12 protein-coding genes and 1 pseudogene are annotated in these 15,383 nt (G+C 57.7%); 5 read left to right on the top strand and 8 right to left on the bottom strand.

The genetic code is table 11. The annotated features are described in order from the left end of the window. Window positions 1-82: 82 nt before the first annotated feature. The 3 genes from gpmI (at window position 83) to PSR62_RS06575 (ending at window position 4,166) form a co-directional block, all read left to right on the top strand. On the top strand, window positions 83-1,714 hold the full coding sequence (gpmI, locus tag PSR62_RS06565; RefSeq protein WP_338020144.1) for a 2,3-bisphosphoglycerate-independent phosphoglycerate mutase: 1,632 nt from the start codon (window positions 83-85) through the stop codon (window positions 1,712-1,714). Then, complete coding sequence (locus PSR62_RS06570) at window positions 1,714-3,057, top strand: glycosyltransferase family 87 protein (protein WP_274407009.1); 1,344 nt, start codon at window positions 1,714-1,716, stop codon at window positions 3,055-3,057. The genes gpmI and PSR62_RS06570 overlap by 1 nt, the downstream gene beginning before the upstream one ends. 482 nt (window positions 3,058-3,539) lie before the next feature. Then, the gene (locus tag PSR62_RS06575; RefSeq protein WP_274407010.1) at window positions 3,540-4,166 is read left to right on the top strand and encodes a hypothetical protein; all 627 of its coding nucleotides are present in this window, start codon (window positions 3,540-3,542) and stop codon (window positions 4,164-4,166) included. 120 nt (window positions 4,167-4,286) lie between these two features. Here the strand turns inward: PSR62_RS06575 and PSR62_RS06580 are convergent, their stop codons facing one another. The 6 genes and pseudogenes from PSR62_RS06580 to PSR62_RS06605 form a co-directional block, all read right to left on the bottom strand. Continuing rightward, on the bottom strand, window positions 4,287-4,661 hold the full coding sequence (locus tag PSR62_RS06580; protein ID WP_274408336.1) for a hypothetical protein: 375 nt from the start codon (window positions 4,659-4,661) through the stop codon (window positions 4,287-4,289). 191 nt (window positions 4,662-4,852) lie between these two features. Further along, window positions 4,853-5,014: pseudogene (locus PSR62_RS25650) on the bottom strand (sigma factor); the annotation flags it as partial. A 244-nt stretch (window positions 5,015-5,258) separates the two neighbouring features. After that, on the bottom strand, window positions 5,259-6,254 hold the full coding sequence (locus tag PSR62_RS06590) for an NAD-dependent epimerase/dehydratase family protein (protein ID WP_274407011.1): 996 nt from the start codon (window positions 6,252-6,254) through the stop codon (window positions 5,259-5,261). Between the two features lie 206 nt (window positions 6,255-6,460). Next, on the bottom strand, window positions 6,461-7,813 hold the full coding sequence (gene accC / locus PSR62_RS06595; protein WP_274407012.1) for an acetyl-CoA carboxylase biotin carboxylase subunit: 1,353 nt from the start codon (window positions 7,811-7,813) through the stop codon (window positions 6,461-6,463). Between the two features lie 3 nt (window positions 7,814-7,816). After that, a complete protein-coding gene (gene accB, locus PSR62_RS06600) occupies window positions 7,817-8,314 on the bottom strand; it encodes an acetyl-CoA carboxylase biotin carboxyl carrier protein (protein ID WP_274407013.1) in 498 nt (165 codons plus the stop codon). Between the two features lie 93 nt (window positions 8,315-8,407). Next, window positions 8,408-9,514: an aminopeptidase P family protein gene (locus PSR62_RS06605; RefSeq protein WP_338020176.1), complete on the bottom strand. Its 1,107-nt coding sequence runs from the start codon at window positions 9,512-9,514 to the stop codon at window positions 8,408-8,410. Between the two features lie 241 nt (window positions 9,515-9,755). On the opposite strand from PSR62_RS06605, the gene alaS reads away from it, so the two are divergent. Together alaS and PSR62_RS06615 are read left to right on the top strand one after the other, a co-directional pair. Continuing rightward, entirely contained in the window at window positions 9,756-12,593 is a 2,838-nt protein-coding gene (alaS, locus tag PSR62_RS06610; RefSeq protein ID WP_274407015.1) for an alanine--tRNA ligase, read from the top strand. A 167-nt stretch (window positions 12,594-12,760) separates the two neighbouring features. Next, window positions 12,761-13,798 carry a nucleoside monophosphate kinase gene (locus PSR62_RS06615; protein ID WP_274407016.1) on the top strand — a complete coding sequence of 346 codons (1,038 nt, stop codon included), beginning with the start codon at window positions 12,761-12,763 and terminating at the stop codon, window positions 13,796-13,798. Between the two features lie 48 nt (window positions 13,799-13,846). Here the strand turns inward: PSR62_RS06615 and PSR62_RS06620 are convergent, their stop codons facing one another. Beyond that, entirely contained in the window at window positions 13,847-14,908 is a 1,062-nt protein-coding gene (locus PSR62_RS06620; protein WP_274408176.1) for a M42 family metallopeptidase, read from the bottom strand. Between the two features lies 1 nt (window position 14,909). Then, complete coding sequence (locus tag PSR62_RS06625; RefSeq protein WP_173442707.1) at window positions 14,910-15,338, bottom strand: GNAT family N-acetyltransferase; 429 nt, start codon at window positions 15,336-15,338, stop codon at window positions 14,910-14,912. Window positions 15,339-15,383 lie beyond the last annotated feature (45 nt).

A 15,383-nucleotide genomic window follows, 5' to 3' on the forward strand; every position in this document is an offset into this window, starting at 1 on the left:
GACCTTGTTGGCTTCGCCGACAATTGGAGCCGATTCTTAGCGTGAACTCCCGGTTGGGATTGTTCCTGTTTCGCACATACCTTTGGTTTTTACTTCTATGACTGCCACTCGTCGTCGCCCCGTCGTTTTGATCGTCCGTGATGGTTGGGGCCAGAACCCTGATCCCAAATGGAATGAATGCAACGCTGTTCATTTGGCCAACACACCGGTCGATGAAAAGTTGACTCAAGAGTATCCCAGTGTGTTGATTCACACGTCGGGAGAAGACGTTGGGTTGCCCGCTGGCGTGATGGGCAACAGCGAAGTCGGGCACCAGAACATCGGTGCGGGGCGAATTGTCGATCAGGAAGTGATGCGAATCACACGGGCGATTCGCGATGAGTCGTTTTTTAGCAACCCCGTCGTCGTGGGCGCCATCGAGCACGTCAAGCAGAACGGCGGTCGCTTGCATCTGCTGGGGCTGATGTCCGACGGTCGTGTGCACAGTGATTTGCAGCACGGCATGGCCGTGATTGATTTGGCCAAGCGAAACGGGTTGGTGGGGGATCAGTTGGCGATTCATGCGATCACCGATGGACGCGACACCTCGCCTCGTGGCGGGATCAAGTTTGTGTCGCAACTGACCGACCGCTGTGAAGCCTCCGGGGTCGGGGTTGTGGCTTCTGTGATCGGGCGTTTTTACGCGATGGATCGAGACCTGCGTTGGGAACGCGTGGAAGCGGCCTACAAGTTGATGACCCAAGGCACCGGGCAAACGTTCCCCACTGCCAGTGCGGCGATCGAGAGTTATTACGCCAATCCCACCGATAGCAATCGAGGTGGAGACGAGTTCATCACCGCGTCCTCGATTGTTCCAGAAGGCGGTTCGCCAATCACGGTCCAGCCTGGCGATGCGGTGTTGTTCATGAACTACCGCGGTGACCGAACCCGAGAGATCACCAAGGCGTTCACATTTGATGAGGCGGCTTGGAAAGAGATTCCCGGCGGTGGATTCGATCGCGGTGGAAAGATCGACAATTTGTATTTCGCGACGATGACAGGTTATGAGACCGGGTTGCCGGTCAAAGTGATCTTCGAAAAACCCGCCAAGATGCCGAACATTCTTGGTGAGTACGTTGCTTCCAAAGGGTTGCATCAATTTCGCTGTGCGGAAACCGAGAAGTACCCGCACGTGACGTTCTTCTTCAATGATTATCGGGACAACCCTTTTGAAGAAGAGGAGTGGGGCATGGCTCCTTCGCCCCGCGATGTTTCCACCTACGATCAAAAGCCCGAAATGTCCGCGGAGGACATCACGGAGAAAGTGCTGGAGCAAATCGAGTCGGGCAAGTGCGACATGATCATCGTCAACTATGCCAACGGCGACATGGTTGGCCACACGGGAGTTTTGAAAGCTGCCATCGAGGCGGTTGAGAAAGTGGATGCTTGTGTCGGCCGAGTGGTCGATGCGACCTTGTCAGCGGGCGGGTCATTGGTCGTCACCGCTGATCACGGCAACTGCGAGCAAATGATTGATCCTGAAACCGGTGGGCCTCACACGGCGCACACGACCTATCAGGTCCCGTTGATCCTGGTGGATCCCGAGTTCGTTGGCAAACCTTTGCGTGAGGGCGGTCGTCTGGCTGACATCGCTCCTACCGTGCTGGCGTTGATGGGTTTGGAAGTTCCACCTGAAATGACTGGCCGTCCTCTGATGGAAACACAGACCGCCTGATGTCGGCTGCCCCAGGGGAAGGTTGGACTGTCGGGAATCGAGCTGTTGCGATCATTGCTGCCGCACTGATGTCGGTGGGTTTGGTCGCGACGTTCTCTCGCATTCTCGTCAGCTATCAAGTCCCTGGGCCATTTGATCCGGAGCATCAAGGGCTCTGTGATTTTCACAACGGGATCTACTTTCCCACGCGAGCGGTGCTGGCGGGGGAAAGTCCGTATAGCGATGCTTATGCGGCGAAGTATCCAGTCGCGAGACAGATTCCATTCTTCTCGCCGGTGATTCTGTTGATGCACGCGCCGCTGGCGTTGTTGCCGCTGCACGTTGGCGAAGTGTTGAACGTGATCCTGCAGTTGTTTCTGCTGGCTGCGATCGCTGTGTTGGTGGCTCGTGAAGCTGGGTATCCAAAACGATACGACGCGGTTCTTTGCATTGCCATGGCGATGGTCTACAGCCGGGGTGGACACATCACCTTGTTCAACGGCTACTTCACCTTTCAGTTGGTGTTGGCAACGTTTTTATCCGTCGTTTGGGCGGATCGCCGACCGGTTCGAGCGGCGTTTGCGTTGTTGGTGGTCTCGGCGAAGCCAACCTATATTCTGCCGCTTGGGTTCCTGATGTTGGCTCGCGGGAATTGGCGTGCATTGGTCAGTGGTGCCGTGCTCAGCATTGCCGGCGCCGCGTTGCCGCTGGCTTGGATCGCACACCACGAAGGTGACGGCGACATCGTCGCGGGAGTTTCGATTCTGCAGCAGCAAATCGTCGACACGCAGGCGGTTCACCGCTCGATGGACGATGAGTCGCCGGTGCATTCCTGGACTCGGCTCGATCTGTTCGCGATCATCGCGAAATGGCGTGGAGAAGACCCGGGGGATCTACCGCACATTCTGGCAATGGCGGCATTGTTGATCGTTCCGATGTGGGTGTTGTTTGTGCGGGCCCGTCGGGGCCAGGATGATGGGATCGCGGGCGTGACCGGAGGCGTCCTGCTGACCGCGTTGTTGGTCAGTTTGTACCACCAATCGTACGACTCGTTGCTCATGATCGCTCCCGTTGCGGGGGCCTGGATGGCGCGTCTGAATGGCTGGGCAGGCGTGATGCCCAAGCTGCGGTGGACGCTGTGTGCTTTGATGGCGTTTCCGGCGTTGAATTACCTGTCAACGCGAACTTTTTTGCTGCGTTTTGAGTTGCCGGAAGTCGCAGTCCAAATTTTCACCAGCCTCAACGGGATCTGCTTGGCAATTTCGCTGGTGATCCTGTGTTGGATTGCCATCCGAAAGCCGGCAGATGGGACCGGCGAAGCCACTGGCTGCGTTGACGACGGCCTTTGCCCAAACCGAGAGTAGAACAGTTGTCTTCAACTGTTCCGCCTCAGAGGGGTCTTGGCGAAGGATGGCTCGAACTGTTTGACCTTGGAATGGGTGGGCCGGATCAAGCTGCTTCGGTGCCGCTCCGGCGAGTGGGTTTGCCGTGCCAGTTCATTGCCGGATGTGCGTCGCAAGCCTCCTTCTTCCGGCCTACGAGGTCGTGCGACGCCGTTCAGGCGTGCGCGAGTGTGAGGGCCAGGCATGGGAAGCGGGGTGGATTGCTCTCCCCTGGAAAGCTCGCTGAGCGCTCGCTTTCCGACCCTTCCCAACTTTGTCGGGCGGGGTTCTGAAGGCGTTACTGGCACGGCACTTAAAAACTGCACGACCTTCTACGCAGCAGGGCGAAGGAAGCGCCCGTCCGCTCGAGCTCCTATGATGGGGTGGAACTTTGGGCGTTGGATTTCGTCCAAGGACTTCGTTGTCCATTCCTGTCTGCGCAACCCATCCACTCAAGACCCACCATGATCTCGAAAACCATGCGAAGCGTCGTTCTATTGATAACCGTTGCGATGGGAGGCGGATTGGCCTGGCCATCTTCCGCCTCTGCCCAGTCTCCCGCGGAGGTGGTTTTGCGCGGGCCTGCTCCGCTTGCACTTGTTGCGCAGCGCCCTGACAGGCGGCAGCTCAACCGGGCGACGGCAGAGGCAGCGGCACCCGTCGGGAACGTCACCTACCAAACTCTGTGGTTGATTGAATCGGACGATGTGCATCGCATCGAGTATTCCGGTCCTGCTCGCAAGGCACTCTCCCAGGCCGGGTTTGGTCGGCTGGTGCCAGCGGGCAGTGCGATGGCGGCCGTTTCCATTGGGCAGAAAAGCCAGGTCGGCGGCGGTTCTCGCTACGGCCAAATGACCTGTCAGGTCCAGTTCTTGAACACGACCGAAGCCAACGAGTTGCAAGTGGAGGTCGATTTGCGAACCCGAACGCAACCGGAGCTCACGGTCACCACCATCGTGCGAGCCCCCATGGAAAAATGGTTTCTTGTCGGTTCGGCGGACTCTCGGGTCGGCCTGCCGACCCACGCCGACGACGGCAAACGCGCCGTCGTGATCATGAAAGTCACCGACGAAGTGATGATCCTGGAGTAGTCGGCTTCGATGCGGAAGGTAGCGGAGCTCGTCGAGAGTTTCGACTTGCTGAACGCGATGCCGAAAGTCTTGACGACTTCCGCTACGGTGATGCCCCTCATCTTTGACGTGGAGGCACCGTTAGTGCCGTTCGTAATAGCGGTTGCCATCCTGATTTGAGAAGGCTGGGATGGGGCCAGAGAGCGGGTATGGCGACACGGGGCCATCGTGCGGAGTGGATGGTGGTGTGTCGTTCCAGTCCAGTGGATCGCTGCGGCCGAGCAATTGGTCGATTCGTCGCTGAATGATTTTGTCTTGGTTTTCAGCGCGTAGCTGATGGATCTCTTTGAGCGATTGAAGACGCTTCTCAATCACTACGATCTCCGAGCCTTGCTGTTCGTGCATCCGCTTGAACTCCTGTTCCAGTTCGCTGCGTAATTCAGCCAGCTTGGCATCCGCCTCTTTGCTGTTTTCGTCGGTGGTTGGTGCGCCGCGAAGTTGATTGACCAGTTGCATGATTCGTTCGTTGTGTTTGGGGTTCCCCCTGATTGCGACGCCACCTGTGAGTCTGGATCTGGATGGGTTTGGCACGTGTCTCGGTGATCTTTCGCAGGATTCCCAGCGGTGACTCGGCGCGGAAGGGTGCGCGTCCGGTTGCCAGTGCGTAGAGCAAGCTGCCCAAGCTGAACCGATCCCAGTCGGTCGATGGTTGCGTTCCGTGCGATTCGGCTGAGCCAACCGCGAAAGGAGCCTTGGGCAGTCACGTCAAAACGCTTCATCGCACCAGCAACCGACATCAGGATCTCTTGCACAATTTCACGAGCGTCCGCGTCCTGCATCCCACGTCGTTTGACCAGACGGTAGATCACCGGTTCATCGATCGCGGAGAACTCGGCCCAGGCGAATTCGTCCTTGGAATCACGCAGTCGCAAAAGCAGGCTTTCGCGAGTGGTTGGTTCGGCGGCGGTGGAATCAGAATCCAAAACGCAGTTCCAGGTGGGTGGACCGACTGTTCAAAGAGTCTCACGGATGTCCGAGCCGAATCTTGCGCCTAACTTTGGAAAAAGGTAAAAATCCTGGTGAGTGCGATTGAGAGAGATTCTGTGCCGAGCCTCATTGGTGATGCTGGCGGATCCAGTTGGCTGCGTCGGTGAGGCTTTCTTCGAAGGGGCGGATTTTGTAGTCGAGTTCGCTTTGGGCTCGCGAGCTGTCGTAGTAGTGGTATTGGCTCGACATGCCCATGGCGGCGCTGTTGAAGTCGACTTCGTGGGGCAGCAGTTTGCCGACGATGTCGCCAGCGATTCCTGCGATCCAGCGTTGGGCTGGTCCGGCTCGCATGATTGGCGGGCGGGCGCCGGTTGCCTTGGTCATGGCTTTCCAGAGTTCGAGGTATCGCATGTTGTGGCCAGCGAGGATGTATTGGCGGCCCGCGGGGATTTCATTGGCAAGCAGTTTTTCAGCGGCGCGGATGGTGGCGGCGGCCACGTCTCGTGAATCGCAGGTGCTGTTGCCGCCTGAGGGTGACAGTGGCCGCCAGGCTCGGCTGACTTCCAGCAACATTCGGCCGCTGCTCGGTTTCCAGTCCCAAGGTCCGAGCATGAATCCGGGGTGAACCAAGACCGCTTTCAGGCCATTCTTGACCCCTTGCAAAACGACTTCGTTGCCGGCTCGTTTGCTGAGAACGTAACTGCACGGGATTTGTCCGCCGGCGTGATCCAGCGGGGTGTCTTCGTCCGCGACGCCATTGGGGGCCGCAATGCCAAGCGTGTTGACGGTGCCGACGTGAACGAGTTTGCAGTCGTGATGCAGGCAGGCATCGACGATGGTTTGGGTGCCGTCGCGATTGACAGCCAGGGAGTCCTCGAGACGGTGCCAGCCCAGATGAATCAGGCCAGCGGAATGAATGACCGCGTCACACTCGGCCACCGCGTCTTCGATCGTGGTTTTGTCCCGTAAATCGCCAGCGGCGAATTGGGTTCGGATGCCATCAAAGACTTGGGGATCCGGTTCACCTCGCACCAAAGCGATCGAGTCGTGACCGGCATTGGACAGTTGGCGGAGGATCGTGTTGCCCAGCAAGCCCGTGCCGCCAGTCACAAAGACTCGCATGGTGATTCCTTGGGGACCAACGGAATGAGACGTGGCATAGGCTTCCAGCCTGTGAAGCAGAGAACGCAGGCAGGAAGCCTATGCCGCATGAATCAACATTTCGGGGAGCGGAACTCGTCAAGAGTTTCGATCTGCATCTTGAATTGCCGAAAGTCTTGACGACTTCCGCTACGACCAGAACCACTTTTCCTAGCAGTGACGCAACACTAAGACGTTTGGCCTTTGTAGTTCCGGTCGACGAACTTGGTGTCGACCGTGCCGTTCACAAAGGCTTCGTTCTGCAGAATCCAGTTGTGGAATCCAACCGTTGTCGTGATGCCTTCGATTTGCAATTCCTTCAACGCACGCAGCATCGTCGCGATGGCTTGTTCTCGCGTGGGGCGATGGACGATCAGTTTGCCGATCATCGAATCGTAGTAAGGCGGGACCACGTAGCCAGCCTTCACGTGCGAATCGAAGCGAACGCCCATGCCACCGGGCACAAACATCGACTCAATTTTGCCGGGACAAGGTTGGAAGTTCTTGGTTGGGTCTTCCGCGTTGAGTCGGCATTCGATCGCGTGACCGGTGCACGTCAGTTCTTCTTGGCGGAACGACAGGGGCAGTCCCGAAGCGACTCGGATTTGTTCTTGGATCAGGTCCACGCCGGTGATCATTTCAGAGACCGGGTGTTCGACTTGGATTCGAGCGTTGACTTCGATGAAGTAGAAGTTGTATTCCTTGTCGACGATGAACTCGACTGTTCCCGCACCGGCGTAGTCGGCACCTGCGATCATTCGCACGGCGGCATCGCAGATGGCTTCGCGGCGATCGGCGGGCAGGTCGGGGCTGGGGGCTTCTTCGACGAGTTTTTGGTGTCGTCGTTGGACGCTGCAATCGCGTTCAAACAGGTGGCACACGTTGCCGTGCGTGTCCGCAATCACTTGGACTTCGATGTGGCGTGGTTGCTGGATGAATTTTTCCAGGTACACGCCGCCGTTGCCGAAGGCCGCGATGGCTTCGTTGCGAGCCGCTTCGAGTTGGCTTTTGAGGACATCTTCGGTTTCTGCGACTCGCATGCCTTTGCCACCACCACCTGCGGTGGCTTTGATCAGCACGGGGAAGCCGATCTCTTTGGCGGTGTCGATGGCACGGTCAAAGTCCGCGATCAATCCATCGCTGCCGGGGACGACAGGGACGTTTTGGGCGATGGCCATCGAGCGAGCGGTGTTTTTATCGCCCAGTTTGTCCATGGCCGTTGGCGAGGGGCCGATGAATTCGAACCCGCTGCTTCGGCATTGCTCGTTGAATTGAGCGTTTTCCGCCAAAAAGCCGTAGCCGGGATGGATGGCATCGACGCCGGCGACTTCTGCCGTGGCGATGATGCGATCGATTTTCAGGTAGCTGTCGGCGCTGCGGTTGGTGCCAACGCAGTACGCATGGTCCGCCAATTTGACGTGCATGGAGTCTTTGTCGGCTTCGCTGTAGACCGCGACCGACTCAATGCCCATTTCACGACAAGCGCGAATCACACGCAGCGCAATCTCGCCTCGATTGGCGATCAAAATTCGTTCGAACATGGATCAGCCGTCCACCTGGACGCGGAACAAAGGTTTGCCGAAATCAACGGCTTGTTGGTCGCTGACGAGCACTTCGACGATTTTTCCGCGGCACTCCGCTGGAATTTCGTTGAAGACCTTCATCGCTTCAACGATGCAAATCACGGTGTCTTCGTTGACGACATCGCCCACTTTGACAAACGCTGGGGATTCCGGGTTGGCCTTGGAATAGAAGGTGCCCACCATCGGCGAATTGATCGTGATGGTGCCGGCCGTGTCAGCCGAGGCATCATCACCAGAGGCAGCGGGAGCCGATGCGGCCGCTGGAGCGGCTGCGACGGGAGCTGCCGCAACGGGGGCGGGAATCATGGCTGGAGCCGTTCCACCCCGCGTCAGTTTGATGCGATCATCGCCTTGTTGCAGGTCCACTTCGTTCAGTTCGTGTTGTTCCATCAACTCGACGATCTGGCGAATCCGATCGATGTCAAACACATCCCCGCCGTCGGGTGTTTCCGATTTCATACGAAGTCCGATACCTGCAAAGTCCAATGTTTTTCGAATCCAGAAGGGATCCGATCCACTCTTTTTCAGAGTGAAGAATAAGATCGCAACGTTTTACACAACAAGTCGACAATCATCGAGACCCTTCGGAAGGGTACTCAGACGTTCAAACCCATTGGCGGTGACGAGGATGTCGTCCTCAATGCGAATTCCAAATTCGCCTTCGAAATACACGCCTGGTTCCACGGTAATCACCATACCCTCGCGAAGCACCTCGGTGGACATCGGTCCCATGCGTGGATCCTCGTGAATTTCCAAGCCAAAACCGTGCCCGAGGCCGTGTTTGAAGGCGTCCCCCAAACCCGCTTTTTGAAGGACCTGGCGAGCCGCTCGGTCGACTTCGATGGCTTCCACCCCATCTCGGATCGCTGAAATGGCGGCTTCTTGCGATTCCAAAACGGCCTGGTAAGCGGCTTCAAATCGATCGGCGGTCGCGGAGCGAATCTCGGGTTTGTGCAGGGTGCGAGTCAAATCACTGCAGTAACCGTCCACGCTTGCCCCCCAGTCGATGAGCAGGGTGCGGCAGTCCGCCAAGGCGACGTTGCGGGGGTGATAGTGGGGCAGGGCACCGTTGGGTTCGGCACCCGCGATCACATCGAAGCTGACACCGGAGGCACCCAGACTTCGCATCGTTGCTTCTAATTCGTGAGCGATTTGCAGTTCGGTCATCTGCGGGGTCAGTTTGTTGGTGACGCTGAGAAAACTTCGCTCGGCGATCGCGATGGCTCGCCGGATGGTGGCCAGTTCGTCGGCGTCTTTGATCGAACGCAGCGTTTCGACCAATCCACTGGTTTCGGTCCACTGAACCGATTCGATTTGCTCCTGCCACTGACGCAGGGTGGAAACTTGCACGTGATCGGCCTCAAACCCGATCGTTTTGAGCGACAAATCGCCCAAATATTCCGCCAGCAAAGCCACCAATGTTTGGCTGGGAGGGCGAATGGCGCTTTCTAAATTCGGGCATTCATCGGCGATTTGCGTTTCGTAGCGACGGTCGGACAGCAACGTGGCTTTGCCATCGGGACGGACCAGCAACCAAGTGCTGTCGCCGGTGAATCCGCTGAGATACCGCACGTTGACTTCGTTGCAGATCAAAATCGCGTCCATCGGCTGGTCCGAATCGGCACTGGATTGCACAAGTCGTTCAATACGCTGAGTCATGAAGTCAAAATCCGTTGGTGTGGTCAAGGCGGCAAAAGGATTGAAACGGCGGTCAGCGGTGGGGGCGTTCTCCGCGCGGCCAAACGGCAGGCAAGGTTGTCGTTCGGCGGCCAGTATTGTGGGCTGAGAATCGGCACCTGTCACCCGTTGGGCATCGACTGATATCATGCCGGCGATGGAATGCGAGCCCCACGGCTTGTCCCGCGATCCTTTCCCTTGTTCAACCCACCCGCACATCCCGATGAAAACTGACGAACTCCGCGAAAAATACCTGGCGTTCTTTGAGACCAAAGGTTGCGTCCGCCAACCCAGTGACGTGCTCGTTCCGGCTTGGGATCCATCGGTTTTGTTCACTCCCGCGGGGATGAACCAGTTCAAAGATCACTTCCTGGGCAAGGTCAAACTGGATTTCACCCGTGCGACCACGTGTCAAAAGTGCTTGCGGACGGGTGACATCGACAACGTCGGTCGAACCGCGTTCCACCACACGTTCTTTGAAATGCTGGGCAACTTTTCGTTTGGCGATTATTTCAAAGAAGAGGCCATCCACTGGGCGTGGGAATTTTTGACCGACAAAAAGTGGCTCGGCATTCCTGGCGAGCGACTGACGGTCACCGTTTACAAAGACGACGACGAAGCGTTCGGCATTTGGCACGACAAAATCGGCTTGCCAACCCAACGCATCACACGCATGGACGAGGATGAAAACTTCTGGCCCGCGTCGGCTCCCAGCGAAGGCCCGGACGGAGTTTGTGGTCCCTGCAGCGAAATCTATTACCAGTTGGAAGACGGCAGCGACGTCGAAATCTGGAACTTGGTGTTCACCCAGTTCAATCGCGTGGGAACGCCTCCGGACAACTTGCACCCGTTGCCCAGCAAAAACATCGACACGGGCATGGGGCTGGAACGAACCGCCAGCGTCTTGCAGGGCGTGCCGACCAACTTCCACATCGACAGCCTGTTCCCGATCGTCGAAGCGGCGTCGGAAGTCTGTGGCGTGAAGTACGAATACGAGAGCGACAACGGGCGGCGACTGCGTCGGATCACTGACCACGCGCGAGCCAGCGTGTTCGCGGTCCATGAAAACGTGTATCCCGGCCCCAAGGACGCTCGTTCGGTCATCCGCCGGCTGATCCGCCGTGCGGTGCTGGACGGCTATCAGATGAATCTGCGCGAGCCCTTCCTGTACAAGTTGGTGGAAGCCGTTGCGGATGCGTCGAAAGCCGCTTATCCAGAACTGGGCCAGACAACTCAGCGTGTCAGCGAAGCGATCGAGTCGGAAGAAAAAGCCTTTTTCTCGACGATCGATGGCGGGATGAAACGCATCCATCGTTTGTTCGAAGAGATGAACGACGAAGCATCCGTGATGGTGCCCGGTGCCGATGCAGCGGATTTGTTGACCACCTATGGCGTGCCGCCGGAGTTGGTTCAAACGCTGGCCGCCGAGCAGAATTTCACGTTCGATTGGTCGGGCTTTCGCGAAGCGATGGACAAACACGCCGACGAAAGCGACGGCGGACAACGTGTGTTGTTCCAAACCGGACCACTGGAAACTCTGAAAGAGGCTCTGCGGGAAACCCCGTTTGTTGGCTATGACCAAACCGAAGCAACGGCGATCGTCAAAGGCATCATCACCGGCGATGGCAAAGGCAAAGGAGACGACGGGCAATTGCTCAGTCATCTGGACCGTCCCGAAGACGCGGTCCTGCGATTGGTGCTGGATCACTCGCCGTTTTATGGTGAATCCGGTGGCCAAGTTGGCGACATCGGTGTGATTTTCAACGACAACTTTGAGTTCGAGGTCATCGATACTCAGCGACACGCTTCGTTGATCGTTCACCACGGTCGATTGTTGCGTGGCAAAATCAGTGAAGGCGAAACGTGCACGGCGAAGGTCGATGTCGAGAATCGCACGGCGCTCGCACGAGCTCACAGCGCGACTCATATTTTGCACCACGCATTGCACACACATGTTGGCCGGCACGCCGAACAACAGGGCAGCAAGGTCGAACCGGATCGCTTGCGGTTTGACTTCACCAACCCCAAAGCCATCGACGACGAGACGCTGGTCAAAATCGAACAAGATGTGCTCAGCATGGTTGGCGAAGGCGACGAAATTCGCTGGGACACCGTGTCGCTCGCCGATGCTCGTGAAGCTGGCGCGATGATGTTGTTCGGTGAAAAGTACCCCGATCCATGTCGCATGGTTTCGATGGGAACATTCAGTCGTGAATTGTGCGGCGGGACTCACCTGACCAACACCAAGCAAGTTGGCTCGTTCGAGGTCGTGGTGGAAGAAAGCGTTTCGACGGGGACACGCCGCATCGAAGCTTTGACAGGCGATCGTGCCAAGGAACACCGCGAGCAAACTCAAGCGTTGCTGAACGAGGTGGCCAGCAAATTGAATTGCGATGCCTCGGTGGCTGCCGCGGCCACGGTTGCCCTGATCGAAGAAGTTCGTCGGTTGAAGAAGGAATTGTCGTCGGGCAAAGCAGCCGACTACCCCGCGGAGTTCGTCTTTGACGGCAAAGCGGCCCAAGCCGAGACGACTGACATCAGCGATTACAACGCCGTGCGTGCGGCGGTTCGTGGTTTGACTCGTCGTTTGAACGTCGCGATCACCGATGTGCTCGGTCGATTGGATTCATTGTTGGCGGATCGATCGAAGTTGGTCGAACAACTCAAACAAGTCACCGCGGGCGGGAAGATCTCGGCCAATGACTTGATCGCGGATGGAACCCAAGTTGGCGACACGTTGTTGATCGTTGCCGAAACACCCGGTGCCAATCCCAACATCATGCGTGGTTGGATCGACCAAATTCGCAAGAAGAGCGACGCACCAACCGCTGTGCTGTTGGCTTCGGCGATGAACGGCAAGGTCATGTTGGTCGGCGGATTGAGCCGGGATTTGGTCGATCGCGGTTTGAAAGCGGGTGACTGGGTCGGTGCGGCGGCCAAGGTGGTCGGCGGCAGCGGCGGTGGACGGCCTGACATGGCTCAAGCCGGTGGCAAAGACGCCAGCAAGTTGCCCGAGGCGCTCCAGCAAGCTCGCGAAACGATGACTGAAAAACTGGGCTAAGGAACGGTCGAGAAAGCAGGTGTCAGGTGCCTTTTGACGGAACGCCCCAGGGGGTGCTTTGCAGAAAAGCTGCCTGACACTTCTTTCCTGCTCATTGCGAAGAGCATTCCTTTTGCTCGCCTGAAATTGAACGCGACGCCCATCGAATGTAGACGGTTCTCCTCCTGATGACTGGAACGAACGAGTTGACTCCCAATACCTTCTATCTCGAAGTGACCGGTGCCGGGCTTCCCGAAGTGGATGGGCTCTTTGTGCCCTCCACCGCACCACCCGCCGAGTCGGAATCAGGCACCGTTTCCAGTCCAGGTTATTGGAATGGCAAGCTGGCCTGGGACCGCGCCGATGGAAAGTCAGCCAGAAGCCCTGCGTTGTCGTTTTCCAACACCTATCGGTCGTGGAGGATTTGTCGGCTGGACGGGCATCTCGCCTATGACATCACCAGCGAAGACGATCTCCCGCCCACGGACAGGCCCTGGCATGTCTACAAAAAGGGTGTCGCACCTGCACCCAAGGTCGTGATCCATCATTGCGATCCACGCCAGCCATGCCCCAAACCCAACGTGGTGTTTGTGCTCGGCGGTCCCGGTGCGGGCAAGGGGACGATGTGTGAGTTGGCCGAGTCTCAGCTTGGTTGGGCCCACTTGTCGACCGGCGACTTGCTGCGAGCGGAACTGGAAGCCAATGGACCGCATGCGGCGGCCATAGAGGAGATCATTGCGGCCGGGAATCTGGTCCCCAGCACAATCGTGGTGAAGTTGCTGCAAGACGCGATGGAAAAGCTCACGCGACGGACCGGGAACCGGAATTTCTTGCTCGATGGATTCCCGCGATCGCAGTCAAACTTGGACGCGTGGTATGACGTCTTCGGCCGAGATGCCGAACTGCCCAAGATGCTGTTCTTCGAGTGCCCGTACGATGTCTTGGAGAAACGAGTCTTGGCTCGAGCAAAGTACACCGGCCGACAGGACGACAATTTGGTGAGCTTGAAGTCGAGGTTTGACACCTTCAAAAAGGAAACGTTGCCGACCGTGCAGTTTTTTAAGAGTCAGAACCGGTGCGTTGAATTGGACACCAGCCAGGATCGCCAAGCTGTTTACAAGCTCGTCTGCGAGCAGCTTTCCGAGCACACCGATTGCTCATTGGCTAACAAGCCACTGTCCGAGAAAGCTGAGATGCTTCTCGGGCTGAGGCCATTTCCGAATTGAAGCAACTTTCAATTGCGTCCCACGGCGGTCTCCGTCGTGAGATGTTGATCAACCGGGGATGAAGTCGCATTCTGGAGTCAGCGATTGAGCGAACAACGTCAGCAACTTCGCGATCGCTTCGATGTCGCCGAGGCTGATCGTTTCGACGGCCGAGTGCATGTAGCGGTTGGGGATCGCGACCAATCCGGTGGCGACGCCTGAGCCGGAGATCTGCAGCACATTGGAATCGTTGGGGGCGGCTCGTCCGAGCGCTGCGGGTTGGTAGGCGATGTCGTTGTCGTCGGCCAATTTCATCAGTCTCGCCGCGACTTTGGCGTTGATGTTGGGGCCACGGAAGATCACCGGGCCGCCGCCGAGTTTGATGTCGCCTTGTTGTTGTTTATCGATCGTTGGGCAATCCGAGGCATGCGTGACGTCGACCGCGATGGCCACGTCAGGATTGATGCGTCCGGCGGCGGTCCTGGCTCCACGCAGCCCGATCTCTTCTTGCACGGTCGCGACGCTGTGCAGTTCGCACTGCAACGCTTCGTCGGAGGTCGCACAACGACGGGCCGTTTCGATCACCGTCCACATCCCGGTTTTGTTGTCCATGCCGGGGCCGCTGACCAAATCCCCCAGTAATTCTCGGTAGGCGAGGTCCAGCGTCACGCAGTCGCCGATGCGAACCTTTGATTTGGCTTCTTCGCCATCTTTGGCTCCGATGTCCAGCCACATCTGTTCGAGCTTGACCACCTCGCCGCGTTCTTGCTGAGACAACAGGTGAATCGGTTTGCGGCTGATGACTGCCGAGACGGGGCCGTCGTCGGTCCAGACCGTCATCGACTGACCGATCAGTTGCTGTGGGTCCCAACCGCCGATCGTTTGGGCGTACAAGAAACCTTGTTCGTCGATATGCGAGATCAGCATCCCGATTTGGTCGCAGTGACCGGCGAGCATCAATTTCGGGGCCCCGGCCTGGCCGACTCGAGCGGTCAGGTTGCCGTGCACGTCGATGGAGACTTCGTCGCTGTGCGGCTTCAGGTACTGACCGATCAGCTTTTGAATGGGTTCTTCGTAGCCCGAGGGGCTGGGCGTCAGAATGGATTGCTTGAAAAATTCGAGCGGTTGCATTTCAGTGGTCATCGAAGTTGCGAGGACGGAGTTGGCAGAACAAGGCTTTTTTCTGGTCAGGCAACGAGTAATCGAAGCCACATGATTTGAGGAAGTCTTCGGAGGAGCTGATCGCAAGGATTTCCATCACCCCGAGCGTGCGGGCTCGTTCGATGCAGTGACCGACCAGTTTGCGTCCCAGCCCCAAGCGTTGAGCTTCGGGGTGCACCGCCAAACACTGCAGTTCGGCCAGTTTCGTGCTGTAGACCTCAATCGCCGCAAAACCGATGCAGCGTGGGCCGACCATGGCGACATAGCCGTGGCGGGTCAGTTCGATGATTTCGGCTTCGGTGCGTGAGAGCAGCAGGTGCTGTGAAACGAACGGACGCATCAAAGCGTGGATGGCTTGGGCGTCCAGCGGGGTGGATTGTCGGACGGTGACTTCGTCCATCGACAGCGATTCGCCGGGGGGCGAGACCGGGGGCGCGTCAACGAT

The organism is Rhodopirellula sp. P2 (genome assembly GCF_028768465.1).
In the GTDB taxonomy this organism is placed as follows: domain Bacteria; phylum Planctomycetota; class Planctomycetia; order Pirellulales; family Pirellulaceae; genus Rhodopirellula.

Coding starts and splice junctions, on each gene's coding strand:
- PSR62_RS06625 (WP_173442707.1), bottom strand. CDS start 15,338: ATGGACGAAGTCACCGTCCGACAATCCACCCCGCTGGACGCCCAAGCC.
- accC (WP_274407012.1), bottom strand. CDS start 7,813: ATGTTCGAACGAATTTTGATCGCCAATCGAGGCGAGATTGCGCTGCGT.
- accB (WP_274407013.1), bottom strand. CDS start 8,314: ATGAAATCGGAAACACCCGACGGCGGGGATGTGTTTGACATCGATCGG.
- PSR62_RS06605 (WP_338020176.1), bottom strand. CDS start 9,514: ATGACTCAGCGTATTGAACGACTTGTGCAATCCAGTGCCGATTCGGAC.
- PSR62_RS06580 (WP_274408336.1), bottom strand. CDS start 4,661: ATGCAACTGGTCAATCAACTTCGCGGCGCACCAACCACCGACGAAAAC.
- PSR62_RS06590 (WP_274407011.1), bottom strand. CDS start 6,254: ATGCGAGTCTTTGTGACTGGCGGCACGGGCTTGCTGGGCAACACGATC.
- PSR62_RS06575 (WP_274407010.1), top strand. CDS start 3,540: ATGATCTCGAAAACCATGCGAAGCGTCGTTCTATTGATAACCGTTGCG.
- PSR62_RS06570 (WP_274407009.1), top strand. CDS start 1,714: ATGTCGGCTGCCCCAGGGGAAGGTTGGACTGTCGGGAATCGAGCTGTT.
- alaS (WP_274407015.1), top strand. CDS start 9,756: ATGAAAACTGACGAACTCCGCGAAAAATACCTGGCGTTCTTTGAGACC.
- PSR62_RS06615 (WP_274407016.1), top strand. CDS start 12,761: ATGACTGGAACGAACGAGTTGACTCCCAATACCTTCTATCTCGAAGTG.
- PSR62_RS06620 (WP_274408176.1), bottom strand. CDS start 14,908: ATGCAACCGCTCGAATTTTTCAAGCAATCCATTCTGACGCCCAGCCCC.